The organism is Streptomyces sp. Ru62, from assembly GCF_002920615.1.
In the GTDB taxonomy this organism is placed as follows: domain Bacteria; phylum Actinomycetota; class Actinomycetes; order Streptomycetales; family Streptomycetaceae; genus Streptomyces.
Map to the genome: position 1 here is coordinate 20,576 of NZ_PQSU01000060.1, position 11,293 is coordinate 31,868.

The 11,293-nt window shown below is 69.4% G+C and carries 12 protein-coding genes, 1 tRNA gene and 2 pseudogenes; 5 read left to right on the top strand and 10 right to left on the bottom strand.

All coding sequences use genetic code 11. From position 1 onward, the window contains the following. Nucleotides 1-49: 49 nt before the first annotated feature. The 4 genes from rpsR to rpmG are packed head-to-tail and all read right to left on the bottom strand — an operon-like array spanning nt 50 to nt 1,906. Nucleotides 50-292, bottom strand: coding sequence for a 30S ribosomal protein S18 (gene rpsR, locus C3492_RS42330; RefSeq protein ID WP_103817902.1), 243 nt, complete (start codon nt 290-292; stop codon nt 50-52). Nucleotides 293-312: 20 nt separating this feature from the next. Next, nucleotides 313-1,482, bottom strand: coding sequence for a GTP-binding protein (locus C3492_RS42335; protein WP_103817903.1), 1,170 nt, complete (start codon nt 1,480-1,482; stop codon nt 313-315). Then, a complete protein-coding gene (locus C3492_RS42340) occupies nt 1,479-1,736 on the bottom strand; it encodes a type B 50S ribosomal protein L31 (RefSeq protein ID WP_103817904.1) in 258 nt (85 codons plus the stop codon). Before C3492_RS42340 ends, C3492_RS42335 begins: the two co-directional genes overlap by 4 nt. A 5-nt stretch (nt 1,737-1,741) precedes the next feature. After that, nucleotides 1,742-1,906 (bottom strand): 50S ribosomal protein L33, encoded by a 165-nt coding sequence (gene rpmG, locus C3492_RS42345; RefSeq protein WP_014150502.1) that lies wholly within the window; start codon nt 1,904-1,906, stop codon nt 1,742-1,744. A gap of 81 nt (nt 1,907-1,987) precedes the next feature. Between rpmG and rpmB the strand changes: the two genes are divergently transcribed. Beyond that, nucleotides 1,988-2,224, top strand: coding sequence for a 50S ribosomal protein L28 (rpmB, locus tag C3492_RS42350; protein WP_103817905.1), 237 nt, complete (start codon nt 1,988-1,990; stop codon nt 2,222-2,224). Further along, nucleotides 2,224-2,529 (top strand): 30S ribosomal protein S14, encoded by a 306-nt coding sequence (gene rpsN, locus C3492_RS42355; RefSeq protein ID WP_103817906.1) that lies wholly within the window; start codon nt 2,224-2,226, stop codon nt 2,527-2,529. The genes rpmB and rpsN overlap by 1 nt, the downstream gene beginning before the upstream one ends. A 78-nt stretch (nt 2,530-2,607) precedes the next feature. Here rpsN and C3492_RS42360 read toward each other — a convergent pair whose 3' ends face one another. Continuing rightward, nucleotides 2,608-4,293 (bottom strand): putative Ig domain-containing protein, encoded by a 1,686-nt coding sequence (locus C3492_RS42360; RefSeq protein ID WP_103817914.1) that lies wholly within the window; start codon nt 4,291-4,293, stop codon nt 2,608-2,610. 191 nt (nt 4,294-4,484) lie between these two features. Here C3492_RS42360 and C3492_RS42365 point away from each other — a divergent pair, with 191 nt between their 5' ends. Beyond that, complete coding sequence (locus tag C3492_RS42365; protein ID WP_103817907.1) at nt 4,485-6,170, top strand: ribonuclease J; 1,686 nt, start codon at nt 4,485-4,487, stop codon at nt 6,168-6,170. 151 nt (nt 6,171-6,321) lie between these two features. On the opposite strand, the gene C3492_RS44045 is transcribed toward C3492_RS42365, so the two are convergent. The 3 genes and pseudogenes from C3492_RS44045 to C3492_RS46515 all read right to left on the bottom strand — a co-directional run. Further along, nucleotides 6,322-6,726 carry an ATP-binding protein gene (locus C3492_RS44045; RefSeq protein WP_181140849.1) on the bottom strand — a complete coding sequence of 135 codons (405 nt, stop codon included), beginning with the start codon at nt 6,724-6,726 and terminating at the stop codon, nt 6,322-6,324. Nucleotides 6,727-7,304: 578 nt separating this feature from the next. After that, nucleotides 7,305-7,378 (bottom strand) — tRNA-Met (locus C3492_RS42375). Between the two features lie 166 nt (nt 7,379-7,544). Then, nucleotides 7,545-7,910: pseudogene (locus C3492_RS46515) on the bottom strand (ATP-binding protein); the annotation flags it as partial. 234 nt (nt 7,911-8,144) lie between these two features. Here C3492_RS46515 and C3492_RS42385 point away from each other — a divergent pair. Continuing rightward, the gene (locus C3492_RS42385; RefSeq protein WP_103817908.1) at nt 8,145-8,462 is read left to right on the top strand and encodes an STAS domain-containing protein; all 318 of its coding nucleotides are present in this window, start codon (nt 8,145-8,147) and stop codon (nt 8,460-8,462) included. 250 nt (nt 8,463-8,712) lie between these two features. Further along, nucleotides 8,713-8,823 (top strand): annotated as a pseudogene (locus tag C3492_RS42390) (AAA family ATPase); the annotation flags it as partial. A 60-nt stretch (nt 8,824-8,883) separates the two neighbouring features. Here C3492_RS42390 and C3492_RS42395 read toward each other — a convergent pair. Then, nucleotides 8,884-10,059, bottom strand: a complete 1,176-nt coding sequence (locus C3492_RS42395) for a PP2C family protein-serine/threonine phosphatase (protein ID WP_103817909.1) — start codon at nt 10,057-10,059, stop codon at nt 8,884-8,886. 205 nt (nt 10,060-10,264) lie between these two features. Beyond that, on the bottom strand, nt 10,265-10,609 hold the full coding sequence (locus C3492_RS42400) for a MerR family transcriptional regulator (RefSeq protein WP_103817910.1): 345 nt from the start codon (nt 10,607-10,609) through the stop codon (nt 10,265-10,267). Nucleotides 10,610-11,293 lie beyond the last annotated feature (684 nt).

Sequence of the window (11,293 nt, forward strand, 5' to 3'; positions counted from 1 at the left end):
CGACAAGAAGCCACGGTGACTCTGCCGCCTCCGGCGGGTGGCCATGGCCCTATCGGGAGCTATAGGGAAGGAGCGCCATCTCTCGTGCGTTCTTGATGGCCTGCGCTATCTGCCGCTGCTCCTGACGCGTCACGCGGGTCACCCGACGGCTGCGGATCTTGCCGCGGTCGGAGATGAACTTCCGCAACAGATCGGTGTCCTTGTAGTCGATGTAGGTGATGCCGGCGGCGTCCAGCGGGTTGGTGCGCTGACGCTTGACGGTCTGACGCCGGATGCTTGTGCGTCGAGTCATGGTGAGGTCGGCCCTCTCCTTCAGGTCACGGGGTCGAGCAAGTCGTCAAATGCGTGCGGGAGTTGCATCCAGCGGTTCCTGCCCGCCGCGTACTCGTCATCGGTGAGCAGGCATGAGTCGAGCAGGGCCGAAAGGCCGTCGCGGTCCAGACCGGGCGAGGTGAAGGTGAGGTACTGGCAGCGGTCGCCGTGTTCCGGGTGCCACTCCACGGAGGCGGCGAGGCGGCGCTCGGCGGGCACCATCTCCCAGGCGGCGTCGGGCAGAGCTGCCAGCCATGGCCCGGCCGACTCCACGCACAGCGCGCCGCCGGCGGCGTCCCAGGACAGCAGTGTGTCGGGGCGGTCCGCCAGCCAGAACCGCCCCCGGCTGCGCACGGCGGCACAAGTGAGGTCCTCAAGCGCCGTGTACAGGCGCTGCGGATGGAAGGGCCGCTCGCGCCGCCAGACGAAGGTGCTCACACCGTGCTCGTCGCACGACTGCGGGAGCAGCGCGCACGCAGGATGCACACGGGCGGCGGCCGCTGCCACGCTGAACCCCGCCGACAGCGCTGCCACAAGGGCACCGTCGCTCTTCACCCGTACCTTTCGTGCGCCCGGTGTGAGCTGGGCGAGCAGCGCGTGGTCGGTGTCGTCTGCGACCTTGTCGCAGGAATCGTCCTCTCCGAGGGCGATCACCGTGGGGTACTCCAGCTGCCGGGCGAAGGTGTCGGCGACCGTGCGCTGGTCGGTCGGCGCGGCGGCGAGGCCGACGTCGGCCAGGTCGTCACCGTTGGACAGGTACGGCAACACGAGTGCGGGGTCGACCGCGGTGGCGACCCCGGTCAGGGCCAGCGGTGCGCCCGCGGCGGCGATGACTCCGGCCATGGCCTGGGGCTCGACGGAGTCCCACAGTTCCACGACGGCGAGCCGGTGCCTTCCCTCCGCTGCGAGCCGCAGCAGTTCGGGGACGAGATCCTCGCGCAGTGCGCAGCACGCGCAGTCGTTCACCAGGGGTGCGTCGCCACTGCCCAGCAGGCCGTCGGCGTCGCGCACCGTGCGGTGCACCGCGCTGTCCACGGCGGACGTCAGGTCGTGGTGCAGCGCGACCGATCCGGGGACCGCACGCAGGATCTCCTCGACGGCGGCCCGGCGGGCGTCCGCGTGCAACCCGCCGACGATCGCCACCGGCAGCCGCGCCTCGTCCCGGTTCACGGCTTGCTCCGTCCGCGCCCGTAGCGCCGCTCGAAGCGCTCGACCCGCCCCGCGGTGTCCAGGACCCGCTGGGTACCGGTGTAGAAGGGGTGGCTCGCCGAGGAGATCTCGACGTCGATGACCGGGTAGCTGTTGCCGTCCTCCCATTCGATGGTCTTGTCGCTCGTGGCCGTGGACCGGGTGAGGAAGGCGTAGTCGGCGGCCCGGTCACGGAAGACGACCGGGCGGTATTCGGGGTGGATTCCGGGCTTCACGGCTCTCAGCGCTCCTCACGGAAGTCGACGTGGCGGCCGGCGACCGGGTCGTACTTGCGCAGGGTGAGCCGGTCGGGGTTGTTACGGCGGTTCTTGCGGGTCACGTAGGTGTAGCCGGTACCGGCGGTGGACCTCAGCTTGATGATCGGGCGCAGTTCGTTACGGGCCATGGACAGACCATACATGAGATTGGTTTTCATTTTCATCTGGCGCTAGTGTGCTGCTGCATCCACTCCCAAGGAGGAACAGCCATGTCCGCCCACTGCCAACTCACCGGCCGACAGCCCGGCTTCGGGCACCACATCTCCCGCTCGCACCGGCGGAGCAAGCGCCGTTTCGACCCCAACGTCCAGAGCAAGCGCTACTGGCTGCCGAGCGAAGGCCGCCACGTCCGGCTCACGCTCTCGGCCAAGGGCATCAAGACGGTCGACACGATCGGCATCGAGGCCGCGGTGGCCCGCGTCCGCGCCCGTGGAGGGAAGGTCTGATGGCGAAGAAGAGCAAGATCGCGAAGAATGAGCAGCGGCGGCTCGTCGTGGCCCGATACGCCGCGCGCCGCGCCGCGTTGAAGGCGATCATCGCGTTCCCCGGAAGCTCCGACGAGGACCGCGCCGCCGCCCAGCGGGAACTACGCCGACAGCCTCGCGACGCCAGCGCCACCCGCCTGCGCAATCGCGACTCCGTGGACGGCCGCCCCCGCGGCTACCTGCGCACCTTCGGCCTGTCCCGCATCCGCGTACGCGAGATGGCCCACGCGGGCGAGCTCCCTGGAGTGACCAACAGCAGTTGGTGACCCGGCACGCCAGGGGCTCACAACGGGCGCGTCGGCGACGCAGCCCGAATCTGTACCCGGTTCCGGAACGCGCTTCCGTCACTTTGAACGGGGGTCGAAGGCCTTCTGCGTGTACCTGGAGTTGTGGTTGAGGTTCGAGTACGTCGCCAGGGTGGTCGAACCGGCGGTCACCGTCAGCTTGTCGTATGCCGTGCTGCTGGTGGTCTCCGAGGTGTCGATGTGCAGGTAGAAGGTCAGCGTGGCCTTGCAGCCCGCAGGGATCGTCACCGACTGGAACAGCGTGTCGGTGTGCGAGGAACCATAGCCGTCGAGCCAGGCGTAGTACGAACCGCTGTGGGTGGCCTCACCAGTGTCGTTGGTGATGACCCCACTCGTCGCGCTCCAGCCGGTGCTCCCCGACACGAAGCCCGGGTTGGCCAGCAGCTGGGAGGACGCACAGCCACCGCCGCCGGAGCCGACGGTCCAGGTGGAGGACGTCGAGCCGGAGGCGCCGGTGGAGTCCTTCGCGGTCACCGTGACCTGGTAGGTGCCCGCGGTGGACGCCGTACCGGAGATCAGGCCGGTGGAGCTGTTGATGGACAGGCCCGTGGGAAGGCCGGTGGCGCTGTAGGTCAGGGCCGCACCGCCGCTGTCGGTGGCCTTGATCTGCAGGCTGACCGAGCTTCCGGTGGTGGCGGACTGGCTGCCGGGGTTGGTGACGGTCACCGTGTTGCCACCGGTGGAGCCGGAGGTGAAGGCGGCGGTGCCGATCGGGGTGCCCCAGCCGGTCGGACCGTCGTAACCGGCGCCCGCGGTGCAGAAGTACGACGGGGAGCAGCTGCCGTCGTTGCCGCTGGTCACGTCGTACAGGTTGCTCGTGTGCTGGTACGGGTACGTCGCCGGGTAGTCGCTCGCGCCCGGGGTCCCCGCGAGGGCGTAGACGCTCGCGATGATCGGCAAGGAGGCGCTGGTGCCGCCGTAGACCGCCCAGCCGGAGCCGCCGTAGGTGTCATAGACCGCCACACCGGTGGCCGGGTCCGCGACGGCGGAGACGTCGGCCTCCATGCGCTTGGAGCAGCCGGTGTCGGTCATGCTCGCGGAGTCGGCCTCGACCAGGATGATGTCGCAGTTCGGGCAGACCGCGCTGACCATGTCGATGTCGAGCATCTCTGCACCGGCCCAGCCGGTGTCGTTGGTCGGCAGCGAGGTGGTGGAACCGGTCTGGCTGACCTGCTTGAAGCAACCGTTGGTCTTGGTGCAGGACGACAGGCCGTACGTGGAGCGGTAAGTGGCCAGGTCGGACTCGGCATTGGGGTCGTTGTAGGCGTCGACGACGCCGACCGTCATGCCCGAACCGGCCGACGTGGGCAGGTTGTAGGCGCGGTGCAGGTTGGCCGGGGAGAGGCCGGAGGGCACGGCGGCGGCGAGCGCCGAGGCGAGCCGCTGCTTGATGTCCGTGCGGCGCTGGGCGAAGCAGGACGCCTGACCGGGCTTGGCGGTGGCGCACAGGTGCTGGGTCGGCACCTTCTGGCCGGCCTTGCCGGTCGAGTGGTAGGTCTGCCGCTCGGGGGCGGTCAGCGCCTTGTCGTTCTGCGTGACCTTGGAGGTCTGAGGGTGGGTCGCGGCAGGTTGGGCGCCGGCCGTCGGCACGGCGGTGAATCCGGCGACGGTCAGGGAGAGGGCGGGGAAGGCCACGGCGACGGGTCTTCGCAGAACCGGTCCCCTGCACTCCGGCTGACCGGGAGAACCTCGGTGCCGATCGCTTCCCCCGACCCGACGGCTCATCGCGTACTCGGCACCGACCGCACGGACGGTCAGAACAGTGACGGCGCCCATTCGGCAAGCCCCTGTCGAGACAGACCCCCGCATCAGTAACGCATCATCTCGGCCAGCGTCGGCGGTGGCGAGTCGTGTCGAGCGCTCAGATCCCGCAGGCAATGGATCACCCTGCCCCGCTCTCCGGGTACCGTCAGGGTATGAGTCATCCACACCCCGAACTGAAAGCCGCCCCGCCCCTTCCTGAAGGAGGGCTGCGGGTCATCGCCCTGGGCGGCCTGGGGGAGATCGGCCGCAACATGACCGTCTTCGAGCACGCGGGCAAGCTGCTGATCGTCGACTGCGGCGTGCTGTTCCCCGAGGAGACCCAGCCCGGCGTGGACGTGATCCTGCCGGACTTCACCTCGATCCGGGACCGGCTGGACGACATCGTGGCCGTGGTACTCACCCACGGCCACGAGGACCACATCGGCGGTGTGCCGTACCTGCTGCGCGAGCGCTCCGACATCCCCGTCGTCGGCTCCAAGCTGACGCTGGCGTTCCTGGAGGCCAAGCTCAAGGAACACGGCATCCGGCCGCGCACGGTGCGGGTGCGAGAGGGCGACCGGCGTGGCTTCGGGCCCTTCGACTGCGAGTTCGTGGCGGTCAACCACTCCATCCCCGACAGCCTCGCGGTCGCGATCCGCACCCGGGCCGGGCTGGTGCTGCACACCGGCGACTTCAAGATGGACCAGTTCCCTCTCGACGACCGCATCACCGATCTGCGCGCCTTCGCCCGCCTCGGCGAGGAGGGCGTGGACCTGTTCCTCACCGACTCCACCAACGCCGAAGTGCCCGGCTTCACCACCTCCGAGCGTGAGCTGAACCCGGCGATCGAGCAGGTGATGCGGACCGCGCCGCGCCGGGTCATCGTCTCCAGCTTCGCCAGCCACGTGCACCGCATCCAGCAGGTCCTGGACGCCGCCCACCAGCACGGCCGCAAGGTCGCCTTCGTCGGCCGGTCGATGGTCCGCAACATGGGCATCGCCCGTGACCTGGGGTATCTGAAGGTTCCCTCCGGTCTGGTCGTGAGCACGAAGGAGCTGGAGAAGCTCCCGGACCACAAGGTCACTCTGGTGTGCACCGGCTCCCAGGGCGAACCGATGGCCGCGCTGTCACGGATGGCCAACCGCGACCACATGATCCGCATCGGCAAGGGCGACACCGTCCTGCTCGCCAGCTCCCTCATCCCCGGCAACGAGAACGCCATCTACCGGGTGATCAACGGACTCACCCGGTGGGGCGCCCACGTGGTCCACAAGGGCAACGCCAAGGTCCACGTCTCCGGGCACGCCAGCGCCGGCGAACTCGTCTACTGCTACAACATCGTCAAGCCCCGCAACGTCATGCCCGTGCACGGCGAATGGCGCCACCTGCGGGCCAACGCCGACCTCGCCATCCGTACCGGTGTCGACCCCGAACGGGTCGTCATCGCCGAGGACGGCGTCGTCGTCGACCTCGTCGACGGGCGCGCCTCCATCACCGGCAAGGTCCCCGCCGGCAACGTCTACGTGGACGGCATGGAAGTCGGCGGCGCCACCGAGGCGTCCCTCAAGGACCGCCTCACCCTCGCCTCCGAAGGCGTGCTCACAGTGGTGGCGATCGTCGACGCGGACACCGGGGCCCTCGCCGAGGCCCCCGACTTCCTGGCCCGCGGCTTCGTGCACGACGACACCACCTTCGAGCCGGTCATCCCCGTCATCGAGAAGACCCTGGCCACCGCGGCCGAGGAAGGCGTCGGGGACGCGCGCCAACTCGAACAGCTCCTCGCCCGCGCCGTGGCGAACTGGGCGTTCCGCGCCCACCGCCGCAAGCCCCTCATCATCCCCGTCATCATCGACGCCTGAGCCACAGCCCGGCAGCACTGTCCCGTTCCTGCACGGGGGCCGGGGAGGTGGCAGCGAACGGTGGTGCCGTCGGGGCCGGTGAGGCACGGACGAGGTGTGCCCGAGCCGGCGCCGAGGACGACGCTGTTGGTGGTCAGCTGCGCCACCGCGCTCAGGAGTCGAGGCTGAGTTCGGCCCAGACCGTCTTGCCGGGGTGACCCGGAGTGACGCCCCAGCGTCGGGCGAGTCGGTCGAGGAGTTGCATGCCAAAACCGCCGGGCTCGGTGTTCGCCGTGGCGCGTTTGCGGGGCCAGCGGTCGCTGGAATCGCTGACGGCTATGCGCAGCCACCGCCCGTTCCAGGTGAGCTGGATCAGGGGCGGGCCGGAGCCGTGGCGGATGGCATTGGTGACCAGTTCCGAGACGAGCAGTTCGGCGGTCTGGATCACCCGGTGCCGGCGCAGCGGGCCGCCGAAACCTTCCACGCAGTCGCGGACCCAGTGCCGGGCGGCCGTGATGCTCGCCGTGACCGCGGGGAAGCACGTCTCGCAGGATGGAGTGGTCGATTCGCCGTTCACCAGGTTCCTCCAGCGCGGGTGGCTCTGGGCCGCCGCCGACCGGTTCTCTGCGCAGCCGGTGGGAGCCATCTGTCGGGTTACCCCTGCCTGCCCGCTGAACCATCCGTGTCTGCCGGATGACCGGCACGCCCCGCGAAAGTCGTCCTCCGGGAGTTCGACAGTGCCCGGCGCGTGCTGGATGAGTGCGCTGCAGCCCCCTCGACGCCTTCGGCACCGGGATGGACGACGACACCGCCGTCCTGGCCGTTCCCGCACCCCGCCCCGATGGCGAAGCACAGCTGTGAGCGAGATGCCCGCCGACACGAGGCGCACTCCTTCCGGGTATCACATCCATGGCCGGCCTGGTCTGATCCGTCGATGCGCCTGCCGGCAGGACGGCAGGCTCACCGTGTCAACGGATTGCCTCCTCGTGTCAGATCCCGATTCCGTGAGCACGGTGGCTGAGGCGGCGTACGGCGTCGGTGCGGCCCAGTGCGTTGTCGCCTTGTACGACCGCGGTGCCCTGTTCGCCGAGAACCAGGAGCGAACCGGCACACACGCAGTGAAGGCCCGGTGGATACCGGGCCTTCACGTTTGAGTAGCGGGGACAGGATTTGAACCTGCGACCTCTGGGTTATGAGCCCAGCGAGCTACCGAGCTGCTCCACCCCGCGTCGGTACGGTGAACTGTACGGCACCGATCGGAATCGGCCCAATCGACCTGCGTCTGCGCTCGGAGAGGGGTCCGATTGCTCATGATCGACCGACGTGGCCACTGCTCACCCGGTCCGCATCTGGATTCTGAGTTCGGGTGCCGCCGGCGTACGGGCACCCCTGGGAGATCTCCAGGCCGTGCTGCCCGACGCGGCCTGCGTCCGAGACCCGCGCCACCGGCGGCACCGGGTCGGAGTCCCACACGACGACCTCCACCACTTCCACCACTTCGCCCATGATCCGCAGTTCCATCAGTACGGGTCCGGGCGCGTACTTGCGGGCGTTGGTGACCAGCTCGCTGACCACCAGCTGGGTGAGGTCCACGGCACGCTGCGAGACCGGTACTCCTTGCACGCCCCGGGCATGGGCGAGAAAGCCTGCCGCCAGATGGCGAGCCTGGGCGATGCAGGCGCCGTCCCCCTCCAGCGCCACGGCGGTCTGCAGAACACGGGCGTCAGGCGCGGTGTCGTCCGCGGTGCCGCCCTCCCCCACCGGGCCTGGCCCCGTCCCAGCCGCCGTTCTTTCGCCGTTTGCAACGCCCGCACATACCCCCGCAGCCGAGGTCCACGCCTGGCCCGCCTTGTTGACTGTGCCACACAAAGACTCCGCCCGTAGCATGCCGGGCGGCACCGCGTACGACGGTGTGAATATGCCGGGATCACTTATATGGCTGAGGCGGAGATGACCGACAACGGACCCACTGAGCCGTCAGGCCGGCTATCGGTCGTGTCCACGACCGTCGACGGCATCCGCGTAGTGACCCCTGCCGGAGAGATCGACCACCACACCGGCGACACGCTCCGCCAGGCCCTGGACGCCTCCAGCACCCCCCGCCCCCGCGTCGTGGTCGACCTGCACCAGGTCACCTTCATAGACTCCAGCGGCATCAACATCTTCATCGCCGCTCACCGCACCCTCGGCGAAGCCGACGGCTGGCTGCGTCTGGCCGCACCCCGCGAATCCGTGATGCGCACCCTGAACATCGTCGGCGTCGACACCCTCATCGACTGCCGGGAAACGCTCCACCAAGCCCTCAGCAACTGACGCTTCGGCATCGGCCTCTCCATCCGCGGGAAGAAAACGGCCCGCAGAGGTGGCGGGGTGTGGCCGCCTCGACGGCACGGCTGACGGAACCGCCTCCGGGGGGCCGCCCGGTCCCTTGGGAGACGGCCACATCCACTGGTGGGACGGCCGACACCGCAGGGTCGGCGACCGCCATCTGGGTGAACGTCCTGCGGGCCGCCCGTCGTCTGACAGCAGCTCTGCCGCCGCTGCCAGGGCCCCCCGGGGAGGCCGGGCGGAGGAGGCGAAGATGGGCGACCTCGACTTCCTCGACCTGGTGCTGTCCGAGGAGCCGGCCGTCCGTGACGACCGCCGCTTCCGTCACGGCCTGCGACTGTGTCGATCCATCACGCTAAGTGGCCGTGAGGGAGCGAACCGAAGTGCTTGATCGGCGGACTGGGCTCTACCCGTCTTCACGCTGCGGACCGTGCCAGTCCAAGACGAGGACGGTGGCGTCGTCCCTGAGGTTTCCCCGACAGGCATCCAGCACCGCGGTGGTCAGGGTGCGCACGGCCTCCCTGGGGTGTGAGGCGCGGGTGTCCCACATGAGGGATGCCAGGTCGACGGCTCCGGCGCCGCGTTCCTGCATGCCGTCAGTGAGCAGGACCAGACGGTCCCCGGGGAGGAGCTGGAGTTGCTGGACACGGTAGGAGCCGGGGGCCGCCACGCCGAAGGGGAGGTTGGCCGCGAGCTGCACCTCTTCGACCTCGGTGGCGCCCTTGCGCAGGCGCAGCGGCCGGGGATGCCCGGCGTTGACCAGTTCGCAGGTCCCCGTCGCGAGGCTGATGCACAGCAATTGACCGGTGGCCAGGCCACGACTGTGGGTCAGCAAGGCGTCATGGGCGCGTCGGGCCTGCTGGAGCGCGTCACAACCGCTGCGGCGAGCGCCGCGCAGAGCACCGACCAGGAGCGTGGCGAGCAGCGCGGAGTGGGTGTCGTGACCCATGGCATCGGTGATGGACAGGTGCAGTGTGTCGCGGTCGAGCGTGAAGTCGTATGTGTCCCCGCCGATGTCGTCGGCCGGCACCAGCCCCGCGGCGAGGGTGAACTGGGGAGCCTCGCAGCAGGAGGCCGAGGGAAGCAGCTGGTGCTGGATCTCGGCGGCCAGGCTGGTCCGGGTGGTGCGCCGGCCCGCGTGATACAGGTCGGTGAAGCGGCGGTCGGTGACGATGATGTAGGCCAGTGCGTGCGCCGCGTCCTCGATCTGGGCGAGCACGGTGTCGTCGGCGTTCTGCAGCGTCAACTCCAGCAGACCGATGCAGTCGCCGCGGTTGGTCACCGGCGAGATCACACGCCGCCCGCCCAGGCCGTCCGGTTCCACGTGCTGGCGCTGGCTGCGCAGGACGGCGTCGTAGACGCTGCCCTCCAGGTCGATCCGCTCGGCAGCGCCCCCGCCATCATCGGCCTGTGTGATCAGGCGCAACAGCCGATGGCCCACGAGGTCGACGAACAGGAAGGACACGCGCTCCGCCCCGAAACGCTTGCGCAAGTCGTTCGCGACCACCTCCACGGACTCCCCCGGCGGTGCCGCCTCCGCGGCAGCCAGAAGCTGCCCCAGTTCCAGATCCCCGCCACCCATGGCAACCTCCTGTCCGTTGCCGCTCCTTCTTCCCCGGGATCGCCCGCCTTCACCCAGTACATCCGTCGCGCGCGCTCACGGTCTTCTCTTCCGTCGGGATCTGGTCGACGCGTTGAGCCCGCCTGAGCTGCGGAACGGCGGTGGGGTCTCCCGGTCGCCTCCTCCGCCAGCGGCACATCGGTTGCCTCGGGTTCAAGTGGTCCGATCAGGCTGATCTCTCCGGCTGAGGCTGGCTGCCCTCGGCGCGCAGTCGCTCGTTGATGCGCTGGGCCTCTGCGAGCTGGTCTTCGAGGATGACGATGCGGCAGGCGGCCTCTATGGCGGTCCCCTGGTCGACGAGTTCGCGGGCGCGGGCGGCGATGCGCAGCTGGTAACGGGAGTAGCGGCGATGTCCGCCCTCGGAGCGCAGCGGGGTGATGAGACGGTGTTCGCCGAGGGCCCGGAGGAAGGCCGGTGTGGTGCCGAGCATCTCAGCGGCCCGGCCCATGGTGTAGGCGGGGTAGTCGTCATCGTCGAGAGGGGCGACGGGACGGGAACCGGCAGGCGGCATATACCTCTTCTTTCGGGGACGCGTCGGGGGGCCCGGGTGCCAGTACCGGCACCCGGGCCCCGAGCTTTCAACACCATCTACCGGCGCACTGCGCCGGCCTTCTTGTTCCGCAGGGGCCGCCTGAGATAGCGGGGCTGCGGGGATCGCGAATGCGTGACCGGGGACCACCTTCCAATCCGGGGCCTTGCGGTACCCGGGGGGACTGCTTCCTCGCCCGGGCGATCCTGATGGCGTTCTGCTCCTTACCTTTCGATTGCGTGGATACCGCGGATGCTGCTCACAGCCCCGCTGGGGCCGTGTCCTTCTGGTCTACCTGCACAGCCGTACCTGCTGTGCCCTTTCGACTCCTGGGTACGTAGACAACGCTAACCCTGCGGCGTCAGAGTGTCTACTGCCGCCACGACAGTTTTTCTCTACGGAGTACACGTGAGCTTCTACCGCAGACACACGCTCGCGAACACGCGCCCGGCCCCGCCCGTGTGCACTTGTGCCTGGTCGGCACGGCGACGTCACTGCCTGTCACCCGGCCGTTGTGGACGCCTCGCCTCCCCGGCCTCGGGGCCGTGGCCTCTGATGCGGCTGATGCCCGCCACGGCTGCGGCGGGCATCAGCGGAACGCGGACGACCGGCTGTCAGCCAGTAGTGAGCAGGCCCTCGCGCAGGCGGGTGAGGCAGCGGGACAGG

Bases quoted from the DNA above. Each gene is read 5' to 3' on its own strand.
- C3492_RS42360 (WP_103817914.1), bottom strand. From the start codon at position 4,293: ATGAGCCGTCGGGTCGGGGGAAGCGATCGGCACCGAGGTTCTCCCGGT.
- rpsR (WP_103817902.1), bottom strand. From the start codon at position 292: ATGACTCGACGCACAAGCATCCGGCGTCAGACCGTCAAGCGTCAGCGC.
- C3492_RS42395 (WP_103817909.1), bottom strand. From the start codon at position 10,059: ATGGGTGGCGGGGATCTGGAACTGGGGCAGCTTCTGGCTGCCGCGGAG.
- rpsN (WP_103817906.1), top strand. From the start codon at position 2,224: ATGGCGAAGAAGAGCAAGATCGCGAAGAATGAGCAGCGGCGGCTCGTC.
- rpmG (WP_014150502.1), bottom strand. From the start codon at position 1,906: ATGGCCCGTAACGAACTGCGCCCGATCATCAAGCTGAGGTCCACCGCC.
- C3492_RS42400 (WP_103817910.1), bottom strand. From the start codon at position 10,609: ATGCCGCCTGCCGGTTCCCGTCCCGTCGCCCCTCTCGACGATGACGAC.
- rpmB (WP_103817905.1), top strand. From the start codon at position 1,988: ATGTCCGCCCACTGCCAACTCACCGGCCGACAGCCCGGCTTCGGGCAC.
- C3492_RS42365 (WP_103817907.1), top strand. From the start codon at position 4,485: ATGAGTCATCCACACCCCGAACTGAAAGCCGCCCCGCCCCTTCCTGAA.